Genomic DNA, 14,116 nt, shown 5'->3' on the forward strand with positions numbered 1-14,116 from the left:
AGGCATCCTGCAGCGTCTGCCACTGCGCCGGTGCAAGCGGGATCGGGGCGAAATCCATGCGGCGATCATCCCGCCGCTGGCGGCTGCGGGCAAGCTGGACAGTTTTTCACCAGGCACTCACATCGCTTGCCGGGCAAGGCTGGCGCGAGGTTGTCCACAGCTTTGCCGAAGGATGGTCCACACCACGTGTGGATGAATGCGCTCGGCCGCCCCATGGTCGATGCCGGGGGCACCCGCACGGGCCTACACTGCGGCAGGCGGGACTACCCGCCGCCGCAGGAAACCGCCATGTGCCGTGTTGCCGCTTGTTGCCTTGCTTCATTGCTGGCTGCCACCGGCGTGGCGAACGCCGTGGCCCAGGATGCGCCGCCACCTGCCTCCTACGTGGCGCCGGCCATCACGCCTGCGATGGCCGACACACCGACGCCAGAGCAGGTGCTGGCCATTCCACCGCCACTGCGGAAGATGCTTCAGGAACGGGTGATCGCCCGCCACAGCGGCCGCGAGCAACGCCTGCAGGCACTGGTCGAAATGATCTTCGGCGCGCAGGCGCTGGACCTGCAGTACGACCCCCTTGCAACCTACACGCTCCCGGAAATCTGGCAGACGCGGCGGGCCAACTGCCTCGCGTTCACGTTGCTGTTTGCCACGCTGGCGCACGAGGCCGGCATCCCGGCCCGCGTGCAGGAAGTGGACCGCGTGGTGTCCTGGTACCAGGACCAGAACCAGGGCGTGGTCTACAGCGTGGGCCACGTCAACGTGGGCGTGCAGGTGGACGGGCGCAGCGGCACCGTCGATCTGGACCGCAACATCCTGTATGACCGGCGCGGCCCACAGCCGATCAGCCTCAGGCGGGCACTTGCACATTTCTACAACAACCGCGGGGCCGAGCGGATGACCGTCGGCGACAGCCTGGGCGCGCGCGCGTTCTTCAGCGCCGCGCTGGTGCAGGCGCCGGATTTTGCGCCCACCTGGAACAACCTGGGTGTGCTGGACAGTCGCCAGGGCGATCTGGCCGGCGCGCGTGCGGCACTGGAAACGTCGCTGAGACTGGACGCCCGCGGGGACTCGGCGCTGACCAACGCCAGCGTGCTGTACCGCCGTCTGGGCCTGCTCGCGCAGGCGCAGGCGCTGGAGCGGCGCCTGGAATCGGTGCAGCGCGATGATCCATTCGCACAGTACATGGCCGGTGCCAACGCGGAACGCAGCGGCGATCTGGCCACGGCCATCCGCCACTACCGGCGTGCGGTGCAGCTGTATGGCAACGCGCACCAGTTCCACTTCGGGCTGGCGCGCGTGTACTTCCTCAGTGGCCAGATGGCCCGGGCCGACCACGAACTGATGCGGGCACGCGCACTGGGTGGCAGCAGCAACGCGCAGCGCTACCAGGCCAAGCTGGACGGCCTGGCCCGTCTGCGCACGCAGCAGGCCAGGCGTTGATGCCGGCTCAGGCCTTCTTGAGGAAGCAGGTCTTCAGCACCAGGCCCTTGATCTTGTCCGAGTTGCCTTCGATGTGCTCGGCATCGTCTTCGACCAGGCGGATGTTGCGGATGACGGTGCCCTGCTTCAGCGGGATGGATGAGCCCTTGACCTTCAGGTCCTTGATGACGGTGACCGTATCGCCGGCCTGCAGGGTGTTGCCGTTGCTGTCCCGCACGACCACGGTCGAGCCGGCGCCTTCTTCGGCGGTCCACTCGAAACCGCAGTCGGCGCAGATCCACAGCGCGCCATCGGCATAGGTGTTTTCCAGGGTGCACTGCGGGCAAGCGGGAGCGGAAGACATCAGCAAGTACCTCAAAATGATCAACAGTCGGCATTGTAACCGGCTGATGGTTCTGCTCATTTTTCCCGCGTGCGGCGCTTCGATTGATATCGGTTTGAGGCGGAGGGGCGGACGGGACCGTAGGCGCCAAGGACGGCGCCTACGAGCTACATGGACGTATTTACCGCGTGTCCCGTCCGCCCCTCCCCGCGCCGCCCGAGCGATCCAGGGAGGCGCTGAACCCACCCGAAGCCAACAGGAACTTGCAGGAAGACCCGAACTGCAGCAGAGTGCGCGGCCCCCGCTCGCCCCCGGACCGCCCCATGCGCCTTGGCATCGACTTCGGTACCAGCAACTCCGCCGCCGCCATCGTCCGTGACGGACAGCTGCTGCCGATCCGCTTCGGCGACGCCGAACAGTTCCGCACCAGCGTGTATTTCCCCGGCGTGGTACCCGATCCGGACAACTTCCAGCTCGATGCCGGCCAGGAACACGAACTGCAGCAGATGATCGACAGCGCCGCACGTGCCGCCCGCGCCGCCGGCCAGGAGCGCACCCCGCAGGCCCTGCGCCGCGAAGCCCTGCGCGCCCTGCGCCGCGAATGGATGGAGGCCCGCGCCGGCAAGGAGCGCAGCGCCAGCGACCTGCTGCAGAACGCCATCTACGGCGACGACGCGCTGGAAGCCTATTTCGAGGAACACGAAGGCAACCTGGTGCAGAGCCCGAAGTCGATGCTCGGCTATAACCTGCACCCGCGCGCACGGCAGACCATCACCGGCATCGCCGCGCACATCCTCGAACATATCCGCCTGACCGCCAGTGCCCAGCTCGGCCAACCGCTGCGCGCGGCCCTGCTTGGCCGTCCGGTGCAGTTCCGCAGTTCGATCGGTGCGGCCGGCAACGACCAGGCGCTGGACATCCTGCGCGAGGCCGCCACCCAGGCCGGCTTCGACCAGATCGATTTCCTCGAGGAACCCGCTGCGGCGGCCATGCATTACCACGCCGAAAGCCGCGAGCGGCACCAGGCGGTGATCGTCGACATCGGCGGCGGCACCACCGATATCGCACACGCCGAAGTGGGCGGCGATGCCGCTCCGCGCATCCACCGCGCCTGGGGTATCGCCCGCGGCGGTACCGACATCGACCTGGCGCTGAGCCTGTCCAGCTACATGCCGCTGTTCGGTCGCGGCATCACCCGCGTGCCCGCCCACCACTACGTGGAAGCGGCCACGGTGCAGGACATGACCCGCCAGCGCGACTTCCGCCAGCACACGTACGACCATGTCGACGAACCGTACGGCTCGCGCCTGCAGGCGCTGCAGGACACCGGCAACACCGCGCGCCTGTACCGCGACGTCGAGCGGGCCAAGATCGCCCTGAGCAGCAGCGCCAGCCACCGCAGCACGCTGGACTACATCGCCCGCGACCTGCATGCCGACAGCAGCACCGAAGGCCTGGCCACCGCCGCATCCGGCTACCTGACCCAGATCCGCGAGCTGCTGGCCCAGGTCCGCAGCGACATCGGCGGCGACCCCGATGCGGTGTTCCTGACCGGCGGCATGTCCCGCGCCGGCTACCTGCGGCAGGCCGCCGCCGAGGCATTCCCCGGCGCCCGCATGGTCAATGGCGAGCCTTCACTGGGCGTGGTCCAGGGCCTGGCGCTGGCGGCAGCCAGCCGGGATTAACAAAACGTTACGCGGAGTTTGCTACCCTCGGCAGGCTTGATAGGGCTCTACCTTCCACCGGCTACGCCGGTGTGTGTCCCCGGGTATGGCCCGGCCCGCCCAGCGGGTCTTGCGGCCATGCCTTCTGGCTCGTTCATGGTCCGCGTACTACCCGAGCCGCCATCGAGACCCGCTTTGGGCACCCGCCTGGCCCCTGTGGCCGCACAACCTGAAGAAGCACCTGCACCCATCGACTGCCGCCGTTGTGACGCGGTCTGTTGCCGGTTGCCCGTGCTGCTGCAGGCCGGCGACGACGTGCCCCGCCAGTATACCTCGCGCGACAGGCACGGCCGCGCCGTGATGGCGCGCAATGATGAGGGCTGGTGCGCGGCGATCGATCCCTATCACCTGCGCTGCACGATCTATCCGCAGCGCCCGGCGATCTGCCGCCAGTTCTCGATGGGCGGCGATGACTGCCGCCGCGAGCGGCAGGATTACCTGCGCCAGGCCGATGCCTGGTCGCTTTCCTCCCCATCCACCTGACAGGAGCAACCATGCCCCGCAAGGCAAAGACCCCCGCGAAGGCTACCAACAGCATCCGCAGCGAACGCAAGGGCGCGGCCGCCAGCACCACGGTCAGCAGCGATTCGATTGCGTCCGATCTGGCCGCGTTCCGCAAGAGTGGTGGCAAGATCGAAGTGCTTGGCACCACCTGGTCGCTGAAGAAAGCCAGCTGACCTCCCCTGACCGCGGCGGCATTGCCGCCGCGGCCTGCCGGACCGCATCTCAACGGTCCAGGCGCACCCGCACGCTGCCCGAATGCGACTCGATGCGGATATCACCGTCACCGCTGCCCAGCTTCGCGTCCAGGCTCCTGCCCGGACCATAACGCGGCCGTTCAACGGTACCGGCATCACTGTTGATCGAGCCGGAGAAGCTGTTCACTGACAGCTGTGCCGAGACCTTGGCAGGCAACCGCAGGTTGACCGACGCACTGACCGATTCGACGTTGATGCGGCCGCCTGGGGCCAGCCCGGCAGCGGACAGATCGATGCCACCGGAGACGGTCTCCACCGCCAGGCGCTGGATCCGGCCTGCATCCACCCCCACCCGCCCGGACACCGTCTGCGCGTCGATATCGCCCGATACGCCGCCACCGGCCTCGATGCGGCCACTGACCGTGTTCACGTCCAGGCGCGGCGTCTGCAGCTTGGCGATGACATCGCCGCTGACCGTGTTGAGCTTGCTGTCGCCACTGCGCCCGGCCGCGTTGAGGTTGCCACTGACCGTACCGGCCTGCAGGCGGCGCACATCGATGCCGCTGATGTCCTGGTCGGCACTGACCGTGCTGAGCAGCAGCTCCGAAGCCCGCGGCACGTTCAGCACCAGGGTGGCACCGCCATTGTTGTGGCGGCGCGGATACTCCACTTCCCAGCGCACACGGTTGGCGCTCTTTTCCTGGCGCAGCTGCAGGCCATCGCTGAGGCTGCCGGTCAGCTGCACCTCGTTGCGGTCCCAGCCGCGTACGGTGACCTTGCCGGCCACATTGCTCAGTTCGATGCGGCCGCCGCTGGACAGCGTGTGGCGCTCATCGACGCGCGTGTCGGCCAGGGCCATCGACGGCAGCAGCAGCAATGCAGCGCAGAGCGGGAAAAGGGTTCGCATGGAGTGTCTCCTCAGGTTGTCGTTCCGGCCGCGGCGGCCTGGGCCGCCTGCCGGGTCAATTCCAGCCGCAGCGTGTAGGTACGCTTGAGCTGTCCAAGCAGGTGCGGTGCGCGCGGATCCTGCGCCAGCGCGGCACGGATCTGTGCCGCACTTTCATCCAGTTCGTGCAGCGCCGGCTGCCATGCCGGCGCACGGCCACCCGGCAGCGATGCCACGGCCTGCTGGTATTCCTCGGTCATCACGGCGGCCTGCAGTTGCAGGGTCGTCGCCGCGGGGGCTTCTACCGGTGCGTGCCGCCAGGGGGCCACCGCATAGAACGCCAGGCTGGCGGCCAACGCCGCGCCCAACGGCAACCAGCCGCGATGGCGGCGCCGCGGCAGGGCAACCACGTTGTCTGCAGTTGCCGCCGCTAGCGGCGCCGCCTCGCGCGGCGGCAACTGCGCGGCCAGCCGTGCCCAGCCATCGGCCGGTGGCATGCGCTGGTCGGGCAGTGCCCGCAGCCGCGCCTGCAGCGCGTGGTCGTGGTCGTGATCGAATTCGTGGGTACTCATGACATGTCTCCCAGACGCGCGCGCAACAGACCCCGCGCGCGGTGCAACTGTGCTTTGGAACTGCCGACGGCCATCTGCAGCTGTTCGGCGATTTCGTGGTGTTTCCATCCTTCGATGTCGTGCAGCACCAGCACCGCACGGGCGCGGGGCGGCAGGGTCGCCAGCGCGCGCTCCAGATCGCGCTCGGTGCCGGCGCACCGGTCGTGCACGGCCAGCGCCTGCAGGCCGTCGTCGACATCCTCCAGGCTGTCGTGGTCCTGCCCGGCGGCGCGGCCCCGCAGTTCCATCAGTGCCGCGTTCACCCCCAGCCGGTGCAGCCAGGTGGACAGGCTGCTTTCAGAACGGAACCCCGGCAGCGCCTTCCAGGCCTGCAGGAAGGCTTCCTGCAGCGCATCCTCGGCGCGCGCCTGCTCCCCGCCACACAAGCGCCACAGCACGGCGAACACGCGCGGTGAATGGCGCCGGTACAGCTGTTCGTAGGCGGCCATGTCGCCGGCCGCCGCCGCCCGCACCAGAGCTGGTTCGTCGGCAGCATCGTTGGCAGCGGGCGGCGCGGGCATGGTCGTGTCGAGCATATCGCTTGGATGCGGCGACCCGGAAAAAGGTTTAAGGCCGGTTGACGGCGGCCGCCATGCAACCTTTTTGGCGCTGGCCGCATCCATGCAGGGTCCGTGTTGAAAACAGCCCCCCCGGAGCCCTGCCATGTCCAGTTCCTCCTGCGCCGCCGTCCTGGTGATCGTCGCCTGCGTCGTGCTGCAGGCACTGGACCTGTCACTGCAACTGCGCGGCGACAGCGATCAGGCCTGCCTGCAGCACCATCGCAAGGCGCTGGTCTGCCTGGCATGGCCGGATCCGGTCGAAACCCCGGCAATCGACGGGTAACATCAAGGGCCGTTACCGCCACGTGTTGTCGTCCCATGATGTTGTCGCTGAAAGATCACCTGCCCGCCTGGAGCCACCCTTGGCTGCACGACATCGGTGTTGCCCTGCAGATCGTGCTGGTACTGGCGGTCGCCTGGCTGCTGCGGGTGCTGGCCCGCCGCCTGATCCGCCGCTTCGCCGAGCACTACACCCTGCCGCCGGAGATGGCGATGGGCGCGCGCCGGATCACCAGCTTCGTGGTCTATTTCAGCGCGCTGCTGTACATCCTCAGCCTGCTGGGTACCTCGCCCTCGGTGCTGTGGACCGCCTTCACCGGGTTTGCCGCCGTCGGCGCGGTGGCGTTCTTCGCGGCATGGAGCGTGCTGTCCAACATCTTCTGCACACTGCTGATCTTCACCACGCGCCCGTTCCGCCTTCATGACTATATCGAGGTGCTGGAGAACGGCGAGAAGCCGGGCCTGAAGGGGCGGGTGATCGATGTGAACCTGATCTACACGACGCTGCAGGAAACCGGCAATGGCCACGAGGACACGGTGCTGCAGCTGCCGAACAACCTGTTTTTCCAGCGCACGGTGCGGCGCTGGCGCGATCCTTCGCATGCCCCGGGTGGCATCCAGGGCGACGGCTGAGGGGGGGAGTCTTTGCAGGGCTTGCAGCCCTGCACCCGCAGACGTCAACGTCAAAAGCGGGCTTTCCGTGGGATGGCGGGGTGGGTGCCGACCTTGGTCGACAGTAGATCCACGCCATGCGTGGATGGTTTTCGAATTCAGTTCGAGATATTCGATTCGGATTGAGGTTCATCCACGCACGGCGTGGATCTACTGGCCGCCGTGAACCTGTCGAAGGCGGGGCACGGTGGGTTTGCGGGGTGTGAGCGCCATGGATGGCGCGACCAAGGCTACAGGGACGTATTTACGCCGTCTCCGCAAACCCACCGTGCCCCGCCATCCCACGGAATGCCGCTCTTGCCTTGGCTCTTGCCGTTGCATTGCGCGGGTACAGGGCGCAGCCCTGCAATAAACACTCCCTTACCTCAGCTGGCTGTCCTTGCTGCCGCGGCGGTTGTAGCCGGCATGCGCCTGCTCGTCGTCATCCAGCGCCTGCTGGCAGGCCACGCACAAGCGGACGCCGGGCACGGCCTGCCGTCGCGCCAACGGAATCGGCGCGCCGCATTCCTCGCAGTGTTCAAGACCCGGCCCTCGGCGCAGCTGGCGCCGCGCGCGGGCAATCGCATCGTCCACGGTGGCGTCGATCTGGTCCTGGACCGCGCCGTCTCCCGCCCAACCGGTGGCCATGGCCATCCTCCGCAGGTGTGTCACCTGATATGGCGACGATACACCCCCGAAAAAGGAACGCCTTCCTGTAGCGCCGAGCCATGCTCGGCGGGGCTTCAGCAAGCTGAGGGAAGGCTGACGGGGTTCGATCAGGCCGATTGCGACTTAATCCCCTCCGTCCCCTTCCTGGTGTTACCAGACCAGGTCGTCGGGGACCTGGAACTGGGCGTAATAGGCATCGTCCTCGGCGTTGCCGGTGGAAATTCCGGCGGTCGAGCCCGGCTGGCCGTGGTCGACGATGATGGCCTCGGGGGCGCGTTCGCGCACCTTCTCGGCGGCGGCCCGCGGCAGCAGCGCATAGCCTTCGCCGTTGGCCACGATGACCAGCACACCCACCGACAGCGCCTTGCGCAGCTTGGGATCGATCAACAGGGTGCGGATCGCCGCGCCATCGCTGAAGCGGTACTCATCATCGCCCTTGTGGGGCACGGCGTGGGCCGTGATGATCTGCTTCGCCTGCGCCTTCTGTTCAGCCTGCCTGGTCAGGGCGTTGCGCTCGGCGGCCAGCGCGCGGTCACGTTCAACCTTCTCGGCACGGGCGCGTTCAGCCTCGCGCTGGACATCGGCCGATGTCGATGCGGCCTTGCCCTGGCGGGCCTTGGCCTGCGCGCTCGCGGCGGCGCTGGCCTGCGACTTCCTGGCCAGGCCGGCCTTGAGCAATTGTTCCTGCAGCGCGTTGGGCTTTGCCATGGTCGTTGCGTACCGCGTGTAATCTTGGATGCCCCATTCTACCGACGCACCGCCGCCCCTGCATGGCTGTCCTGAAGTACCTCACCGGCTATCCCGAGCCCCTGGTCGCCCAAGTCAGCGAACTGCTGGCCCAGGGCAAGCTCGGCCCCTGGCTGCAGCAGCGCTACCCCGACCCGCACGAGGTGCGCAGCGACCGCCAGCTGTATGACTACACCCAGGACCTGAAGGACCGTTACCTACGCAAGTCGGTCCCGCTCAACAAGGTCTGCTACGACAACACGCTGGAAGTCATCAAGCACGCGCTGGGTACCCATACCGCCATTTCCCGCGTGCACGGTGGGCGCCTCAAGGCCAGCCGCGAGATCCGCATCGCCACCGTGTTCCGCCAGGCCCCGGCGGCCTTCCTGCGCATGATCGTGGTGCACGAGCTTGCGCATCTGAAGGAGGCCGACCACAACAAGGCCTTCTACCAGTTGTGCCAGCACATGGAGCCGGACTACCTGCAGCTGGAGTTCGATACCCGCCTGTACCTGACCGAGCTGAGCCACCGCGGCCAACGCTGACCGGCCGCAGCGGCTACACTGCGCGCCCCTGACCGACCTGCCCGCCATGGAACCGATCCGCCTCGACAAACGCCTGTCCGCCCTGCTCGGCATCCCGCGCGGCGAAGCACGCCGCTACATCGAAGGCGGCTGGGTCAGCGTCGACGGCGACGTGGTCGAACAGCCGCAGCGCCCGGTCGATGAGCACGCGGTGATCGTGGTGGCCGAACAGGCTGAAGACAGCAAGGCCGAGCGGGTCACCATGCTGCTGCACAAGCCGGCCAGCGTCGCCGCCGAGACGCTGTGCGCGCTGGTCAGCAGCGCCACCCGCAGCGAACTGGATGCCAGCGGCATCCGACCGCTGCAGCGTCACTTCCATGGGCTGCAGCTGGGCGCGGCGCTGCCGGCGGCCGACAGCGGCCTGGTGGTGGTCAGCCAGGATCCGGCCACCCTCGCCCACCTGCAGCGCAACCTCGGCCGCACCGAACAGGAATACCTGGTGGAAGTGGCCGAAGGCGGCCCCGAGCGCGGCCCATGGCTGCTGGCGCGGCTGCAGCACGAATCCGGCGGGGCCAAGGTCAGCTGGCAGAACGAGCAGCGCCTGCGCTTTGCCGGCAAGGGGCTGACGGCCAAGGGCCTGCGGACGGCAGTGGGCAACGCCGGGCTGCAGGTGGCTGCGGTTCGCCGCCTGCGCATCGGCCGTGTGGCACTGGGGCCGTTGCCGCCGGGGCAGTGGCGTTACCTGGGCAGCGACGAGCGGTTCTGAGGTGCGGGGTCGGATCCCTTGCCGCAGGCAAGGGCTCTGACCCCACAAGCGCCATCCACGCATGGCGTGACCGTGCCCGAAACGCCATCCACGCATGGCGTGGATCTACTAGCATGGTGGCATGAGCCTGCTGCGTATCGTTGCCATCATCGTTGCTGCGCTGGTGCTGCTGGTGCTTTCCGGCCTGCTGCTGGCCGACCATCTCACCCCGCAGGCACGGGGCACGCCCTCGCATGTGCTGCCGCTGCAACCGGCGCAGACCGCCATCGACCGCCAACTGGTGCCCGAGCAGGCGGCCCATCCCGGGCAGTCGGGTGTCGCCTTCCTCAGCGATGGCATGGATGCGTTCGCTGCCCGCGCGAAGATCACCGAACAGGCCGGGCGCAGCCTGGATCTGCAGTACTACATCTGGCACGACGACCTGGTGGGCCACCTGATGGCCAAGGCGTTGTACGACGCGGCCGAACGTGGCGTGCGCGTGCGCATCCTGCTCGATGACATGAACGCCAAGGACAAGGACGCGCTGATGATGGCGCTCGATGCACACACCAACATCGAGATCCGCCTCTACAACCCGTTCCGCAACCGCAGCGGCATCGCCCGCACGCTGGAAATGATCCAGCGCGCCTTCAGCGTCAACCACCGCATGCACAACAAGAGCTGGATCGCCGACGGCCGCGTGGCCATCGTCGGTGGCCGCAACATCGGCGAGGAATACTTCAGCGCGCGCGACGACGTGAACTTCCAGGACCTGGACCTGGTGGTGGCCGGGCCTGCGGTGGAACAGGCCAACCGCATCTTCGATGACTACTGGAACAGTGACACGGCCATTCCGATCGGCGCACTGGCCACCTACACCGATGCCCAGCTGCGTGCGCTGGTACGCCAGTCCGACCGGGATGCCCTGCATGAAAAGGCACGCCCCTACCTGCAGCGGGTCGCCGATTCGCATGCCTTGCGCCAGCCGGGACCGGACCCGCTGCACTGGAGCGCCCAGGTGCGCATCCTGTCCGACCCGCCGATGAAGCATCGCCACGATGCGCGCGATGGCTGGCTGGTCAGCGCACTGGCAGAGCAGCTGCAGTCCACCCGCCATGCCGCGCTGCTGGTCTCACCCTACTTCGTCCCGGGCGACGAAGGGCTGCGCGGCCTGTCGGCGATGGCCGCGCGCGGCGCCCAGGTCAGCGTGGTCACCAATTCACTGGCCGCCAACGATGTGGCGGCCGTGCACGGCGGCTACATGGGCTACCGGGTGCCGCTGCTGAAGGCCGGCGTACAGCTGTACGAACTGAAGGCGCATGGCAACCCCGGCCAATCCAGCCTGTTCGGCAGCAGTGGCGCCAGCCTGCACACCAAAGCTTTTGTCATCGACGACCGCCGCGGCTTCGTTGGTTCGTTCAACCTCGACCCCCGCTCGGCCTACCTCAACACCGAAATGGGCGTGCTGTTCGACGACCCGGTGCTGGGCGCGCGGCTGCGCGGCGAGTACCTGCGCCTGGCCGACCCGCTGCACAGCTGGTGGCTGGCACTGGGCCCGGACGATGAGCTGCGCTGGCTGGAACGGCACCCCCCGCCGCATTGGGTGGGCCGCGAACCCGGCAGCAGCCCGGGCAAGCGCCTCACCGCCCGCGTGATCAGCTGGCTTCCGTTGGAATCGCAGCTGTAGCGCTCACGCCCGCATGCCGCCGTGGGCGTCATGCATGGCTTCATCGAGGGTTTCCACGTTGCGCCCGTGCAGGCGCCGCCAGATCCAGCGCAGCGCGTGCGGTGGCGCCGAGGGCAGCTGCTCAAGCAGCGCCAGCATGCGCGCCTGCGGGCCATGGCCATGCCGGCACAGCAGGCTGGCCGCTGCGGCCGCGCTGCCCAGCCGCAGGCTGTCGGCCAGCGACCCTTCGGCGTCGGCGGCCAATGCGTGGTGCACCGGCTCGGGAAGGTCCCAGGCCGCGGCCACGCGCTGTGCCAGCGGCAATGACCAGCGCTGCAGCAGATCCAGGGCCAGCGCCGGCTCCACGACCTCACCGCGTGCCTGCGCTTCCTGCAGCAGCTGGCGCATCACCAGCGCCGCACCCAGGCCCTGCACCAGCCCCAGCCACTGCGCGGCGAAGGCATCACCGAAGGTGACCGTGCGTGCGTGATCGGCGGCCGCCCGCGAGGCCAGCAGCGCGTGTTCCCAGATGATGGCGCTGAACTGCGGAAAGGCCTCGCACTGCACGTCCATCACCGGCTGCACCAGCACCGCGCTGATGATCTGCCGCACGCCTTCGGTGCCGACCAGGGTCACCGCGCGCTGCAGGCTGTCCACCGGCCGCTCGTGCACTTTGTAGACCGGGCTGTTGGCGATGCGCAGCAGGTTGCCGGTCAACACCGGGTCCTGGCCGATGATCGTGGCCATCACCCGTGCCGAGGCCACGTCGTCATTGACCGTCTGGATAAGCTGCGGCAACAGCTGCGGACGCCGCGGCAGCTGCCGGGTCGCCCAGTCGCGGTCCTGCAGGGCGCGGTCCACGGCCTCGGCCAGCGCAGAGGCACCCACGTTTTCCGGCAGGCCGGCAAGATGCGGGTGCAGCGCCAGCGCATGCAGACCGCGCTGCAGGTGGGCTGCCACCTCCGCCGGCGGCATCGTCTCGCCCTGCAGGCTGGCCGCCGCCGCGGCCACGGCCTGCCGCGGCGCCGCTGCCAGCCCCGCAGGATCGGTGCCAACCTGCCGGAACACCCATCCCACCAGCGTTTGCCACCAGGCCGGCATCATCCGGGTCGGCCCTGTCGTTGCACTGCTGCTGCCACTGACTGCCCCTGCGCGCTCTTCACATCGGCCACCTGCCGTCGAGGCTGCATCGGCCGCACTTTCATCTTCTTTAATCCGGACCGCTCCGGCCTGCACGGCAGAGACCGGGGGAATGGACTAGAATGGCGCCGCGCGACCCGTCCCCCAGCCAAGACGACGTCGCTTTTTTTGTTTTGGGACCCTACCGTTCATTGGCAGTTCGCGGCAGTTCGCTGCTGATCGCGCCATCGGAGATGCCATGCTTTTTGAAACCCTCGCCACCACCGGCCACGAACAGGTGGTGTTCTGCCACAACCACGATGCCGGTCTGCAGGCGATCATCGCCATCCACAACACCACCCTGGGCCCGGCCTTGGGCGGTGTTCGCATGCGCCCCTACGCCAGCACCGACGAGGCGCTGGCCGATGTGCTGCGGTTGAGCCGGACGATGACCTACAAGAATGCACTGGCCGGCCTCAATGTCGGTGGCGGCAAAGCGGTGATCATCGGTGACCCGAAGGTGGACAAGACCGAGGTGCTGTTCCGAGCCTTTGGCCGCTACGTTGATTCGCTGGGCGGGCGCTACATCACCGCCGAAGACGTCGGCACCGATGTCAACGACATGGAAAACATCTACCTGGAAAGCCAGTTCGTGACCGGCGTGCACCAGGTCCACGGCGGCTCGGGCGACCCGGCCCCGTTCACCGCCTATGGCGCCCTGCAGGCGCTGATGGCCTCGCTGCGCTTCAAGTTCGGCCACGAGGAAGTGGGCAAGACCAGCATCGCCGTGCAGGGCCTGGGCCACATCGGCATGGAACTGGTGAAGCTGCTGCGCGACCGCGGCGCCAAGCTGTACGTGACCGACCTGGACAGCAGCCTGGTTGATCGGGCGGTCAGCGATTTCGGTGCCGAGGCGGTCAAGCCGGACGAGATCCACGAGGTCAATGCCGACGTGTTCGCCCCGTGCGCGCTGGAAAGTGCTATCAATGCCGACACCCTGCCGCGCATCAAGGCGAAGATCATCTGCGGCACCGCCAACAACCAGCTCTCCAGCCTGGAAATCGGCGACGAACTGCATGCGCGCGGCATCCTGTACGCGCCCGACTACGCGGTCAACGCCGGTGGCGTGATGAACGTCTCGCTGGAGATCGACGGCTACAACCGCGAGCGCGCGATGCGCCTGATCCGCAGCATCTACCACAACCTCACCCGCATCTTCGAGCTGTCGCAGCGCGAGAACGTCGCGCCGCAGCGCGCGGCGGACCGCATCGCCGAAGCACGCATCCTGTCCATCGGCAAGCTGAAGATGCCGCTGGGCCGCAGCACCCCGCGCCTGGGCAACCTGCGCGGCAGTTGATCGCGGGTCGCGCGGTCAGGTAGTGGCGGGGGGGGGGGGGGGGCCCCCAGGGGGGGGGGGGGGGCGCCCCCCCGCCCCCCCCCCCCCCACGCCCCCCCCCCGCCCGCCCCCCCCACACAAAAACCCGGGGTAGAGCCTC

Annotated in this window: 17 protein-coding genes; 10 read left to right on the forward strand and 7 right to left on the reverse strand. The window is 68.1% G+C overall.

Annotated features, from left to right (window positions below; translation table 11 throughout):
* Nucleotides 1–288 precede the first annotated feature (288 nt).
* Nucleotides 289–1,440 (forward strand): transglutaminase domain-containing protein, encoded by a 1,152-nt coding sequence (locus ACQKDV_RS13545; RefSeq protein WP_427784301.1) that lies wholly within the window; start codon nt 289–291, stop codon nt 1,438–1,440.
* Between the two features lie 7 nt (nt 1,441–1,447).
* Here ACQKDV_RS13545 and ACQKDV_RS13550 read toward each other — a convergent pair whose 3' ends face one another.
* Nucleotides 1,448–1,783: a zinc ribbon domain-containing protein YjdM gene (locus ACQKDV_RS13550; RefSeq protein WP_427784303.1), complete on the reverse strand. Its 336-nt coding sequence runs from the start codon at nt 1,781–1,783 to the stop codon at nt 1,448–1,450.
* Nucleotides 1,784–2,085: 302 nt separating this feature from the next.
* Here ACQKDV_RS13550 and ACQKDV_RS13555 point away from each other — a divergent pair, with 302 nt between their 5' ends.
* The 3 genes from ACQKDV_RS13555 (at nt 2,086) to ACQKDV_RS13565 (ending at nt 4,163) form a co-directional block, all read left to right on the forward strand.
* The gene (locus tag ACQKDV_RS13555; protein ID WP_427784305.1) at nt 2,086–3,447 is read left to right on the forward strand and encodes an Hsp70 family protein; all 1,362 of its coding nucleotides are present in this window, start codon (nt 2,086–2,088) and stop codon (nt 3,445–3,447) included.
* Between the two features lie 228 nt (nt 3,448–3,675).
* Nucleotides 3,676–3,969: a YkgJ family cysteine cluster protein gene (locus ACQKDV_RS13560; RefSeq protein ID WP_427784326.1), complete on the forward strand. Its 294-nt coding sequence runs from the start codon at nt 3,676–3,678 to the stop codon at nt 3,967–3,969.
* 11 nt (nt 3,970–3,980) lie between these two features.
* A complete protein-coding gene (locus ACQKDV_RS13565; protein WP_108765867.1) occupies nt 3,981–4,163 on the forward strand; it encodes a hypothetical protein in 183 nt (60 codons plus the stop codon).
* A 49-nt stretch (nt 4,164–4,212) separates the two neighbouring features.
* Here ACQKDV_RS13565 and ACQKDV_RS13570 read toward each other — a convergent pair whose 3' ends face one another.
* From ACQKDV_RS13570 to ACQKDV_RS13580, 3 genes are read right to left on the reverse strand one after another with little or no spacing between them, the layout of a single operon-like run.
* Complete coding sequence (locus ACQKDV_RS13570) at nt 4,213–5,091, reverse strand: DUF4097 family beta strand repeat-containing protein (protein ID WP_427784307.1); 879 nt, start codon at nt 5,089–5,091, stop codon at nt 4,213–4,215.
* A gap of 11 nt (nt 5,092–5,102) precedes the next feature.
* Nucleotides 5,103–5,642, reverse strand: coding sequence for a hypothetical protein (locus ACQKDV_RS13575; protein WP_427784308.1), 540 nt, complete (start codon nt 5,640–5,642; stop codon nt 5,103–5,105).
* Entirely contained in the window at nt 5,639–6,217 is a 579-nt protein-coding gene (locus tag ACQKDV_RS13580) for an RNA polymerase sigma factor (protein WP_427784310.1), read from the reverse strand. The genes ACQKDV_RS13575 and ACQKDV_RS13580 overlap by 4 nt, the downstream gene beginning before the upstream one ends.
* Nucleotides 6,218–6,344: 127 nt before the next feature.
* Here ACQKDV_RS13580 and ACQKDV_RS13585 point away from each other — a divergent pair, with 127 nt between their 5' ends.
* The gene (locus ACQKDV_RS13585; RefSeq protein ID WP_427784312.1) at nt 6,345–6,524 is read left to right on the forward strand and encodes a hypothetical protein; all 180 of its coding nucleotides are present in this window, start codon (nt 6,345–6,347) and stop codon (nt 6,522–6,524) included.
* 35 nt (nt 6,525–6,559) lie between these two features.
* Nucleotides 6,560–7,153, forward strand: coding sequence for a mechanosensitive ion channel family protein (locus tag ACQKDV_RS13590; protein WP_427784314.1), 594 nt, complete (start codon nt 6,560–6,562; stop codon nt 7,151–7,153).
* A gap of 399 nt (nt 7,154–7,552) precedes the next feature.
* On the opposite strand, the gene ACQKDV_RS13595 is transcribed toward ACQKDV_RS13590, so the two are convergent.
* Nucleotides 7,553–7,819, reverse strand: coding sequence for a DksA/TraR family C4-type zinc finger protein (locus tag ACQKDV_RS13595; RefSeq protein WP_427784315.1), 267 nt, complete (start codon nt 7,817–7,819; stop codon nt 7,553–7,555).
* A 171-nt stretch (nt 7,820–7,990) separates the two neighbouring features.
* Nucleotides 7,991–8,548: a DUF2058 domain-containing protein gene (locus ACQKDV_RS13600; protein ID WP_427784317.1), complete on the reverse strand. Its 558-nt coding sequence runs from the start codon at nt 8,546–8,548 to the stop codon at nt 7,991–7,993.
* Nucleotides 8,549–8,610: 62 nt separating this feature from the next.
* On the opposite strand from ACQKDV_RS13600, the gene ACQKDV_RS13605 reads away from it, so the two are divergent.
* The 3 genes from ACQKDV_RS13605 (at nt 8,611) to ACQKDV_RS13615 (ending at nt 11,522) form a co-directional block, all read left to right on the forward strand.
* The gene (locus ACQKDV_RS13605) at nt 8,611–9,111 is read left to right on the forward strand and encodes a M48 family metallopeptidase (RefSeq protein WP_427784319.1); all 501 of its coding nucleotides are present in this window, start codon (nt 8,611–8,613) and stop codon (nt 9,109–9,111) included.
* Nucleotides 9,112–9,157: 46 nt separating this feature from the next.
* The gene (locus ACQKDV_RS13610; protein ID WP_427784321.1) at nt 9,158–9,856 is read left to right on the forward strand and encodes an RNA pseudouridine synthase; all 699 of its coding nucleotides are present in this window, start codon (nt 9,158–9,160) and stop codon (nt 9,854–9,856) included.
* A gap of 121 nt (nt 9,857–9,977) precedes the next feature.
* Nucleotides 9,978–11,522 carry a phospholipase D family protein gene (locus ACQKDV_RS13615; protein ID WP_427784322.1) on the forward strand — a complete coding sequence of 515 codons (1,545 nt, stop codon included), beginning with the start codon at nt 9,978–9,980 and terminating at the stop codon, nt 11,520–11,522.
* Nucleotides 11,523–11,525: 3 nt separating this feature from the next.
* On the opposite strand, the gene ACQKDV_RS13620 is transcribed toward ACQKDV_RS13615, so the two are convergent.
* Complete coding sequence (locus ACQKDV_RS13620) at nt 11,526–12,605, reverse strand: HDOD domain-containing protein (RefSeq protein WP_427784323.1); 1,080 nt, start codon at nt 12,603–12,605, stop codon at nt 11,526–11,528.
* 274 nt (nt 12,606–12,879) lie between these two features.
* Between ACQKDV_RS13620 and ACQKDV_RS13625 the strand changes: the two genes are divergently transcribed.
* Entirely contained in the window at nt 12,880–13,977 is a 1,098-nt protein-coding gene (locus ACQKDV_RS13625) for a Glu/Leu/Phe/Val dehydrogenase dimerization domain-containing protein (RefSeq protein ID WP_427784324.1), read from the forward strand.
* Nucleotides 13,978–14,116 lie beyond the last annotated feature (139 nt).

Source organism: Stenotrophomonas sp. NPDC077659, assembly GCF_050268705.1.
Classification (GTDB): Bacteria; Pseudomonadota; Gammaproteobacteria; order Xanthomonadales; family Xanthomonadaceae; genus Stenotrophomonas.

Coding starts and splice junctions, on each gene's coding strand:
- ACQKDV_RS13605 (WP_427784319.1), top strand. CDS start 8,611: ATGGCTGTCCTGAAGTACCTCACCGGCTATCCCGAGCCCCTGGTCGCC.
- ACQKDV_RS13555 (WP_427784305.1), top strand. CDS start 2,086: ATGCGCCTTGGCATCGACTTCGGTACCAGCAACTCCGCCGCCGCCATC.
- ACQKDV_RS13625 (WP_427784324.1), top strand. CDS start 12,880: ATGCTTTTTGAAACCCTCGCCACCACCGGCCACGAACAGGTGGTGTTC.
- ACQKDV_RS13580 (WP_427784310.1), bottom strand. CDS start 6,217: ATGCTCGACACGACCATGCCCGCGCCGCCCGCTGCCAACGATGCTGCC.
- ACQKDV_RS13585 (WP_427784312.1), top strand. CDS start 6,345: ATGTCCAGTTCCTCCTGCGCCGCCGTCCTGGTGATCGTCGCCTGCGTC.
- ACQKDV_RS13575 (WP_427784308.1), bottom strand. CDS start 5,642: ATGAGTACCCACGAATTCGATCACGACCACGACCACGCGCTGCAGGCG.
- ACQKDV_RS13600 (WP_427784317.1), bottom strand. CDS start 8,548: ATGGCAAAGCCCAACGCGCTGCAGGAACAATTGCTCAAGGCCGGCCTG.
- ACQKDV_RS13620 (WP_427784323.1), bottom strand. CDS start 12,605: ATGATGCCGGCCTGGTGGCAAACGCTGGTGGGATGGGTGTTCCGGCAG.
- ACQKDV_RS13615 (WP_427784322.1), top strand. CDS start 9,978: ATGAGCCTGCTGCGTATCGTTGCCATCATCGTTGCTGCGCTGGTGCTG.
- ACQKDV_RS13595 (WP_427784315.1), bottom strand. CDS start 7,819: ATGGCCACCGGTTGGGCGGGAGACGGCGCGGTCCAGGACCAGATCGAC.
- ACQKDV_RS13570 (WP_427784307.1), bottom strand. CDS start 5,091: ATGCGAACCCTTTTCCCGCTCTGCGCTGCATTGCTGCTGCTGCCGTCG.
- ACQKDV_RS13545 (WP_427784301.1), top strand. CDS start 289: ATGTGCCGTGTTGCCGCTTGTTGCCTTGCTTCATTGCTGGCTGCCACC.
- ACQKDV_RS13550 (WP_427784303.1), bottom strand. CDS start 1,783: ATGTCTTCCGCTCCCGCTTGCCCGCAGTGCACCCTGGAAAACACCTAT.
- ACQKDV_RS13565 (WP_108765867.1), top strand. CDS start 3,981: ATGCCCCGCAAGGCAAAGACCCCCGCGAAGGCTACCAACAGCATCCGC.
- ACQKDV_RS13590 (WP_427784314.1), top strand. CDS start 6,560: ATGATGTTGTCGCTGAAAGATCACCTGCCCGCCTGGAGCCACCCTTGG.
- ACQKDV_RS13610 (WP_427784321.1), top strand. CDS start 9,158: ATGGAACCGATCCGCCTCGACAAACGCCTGTCCGCCCTGCTCGGCATC.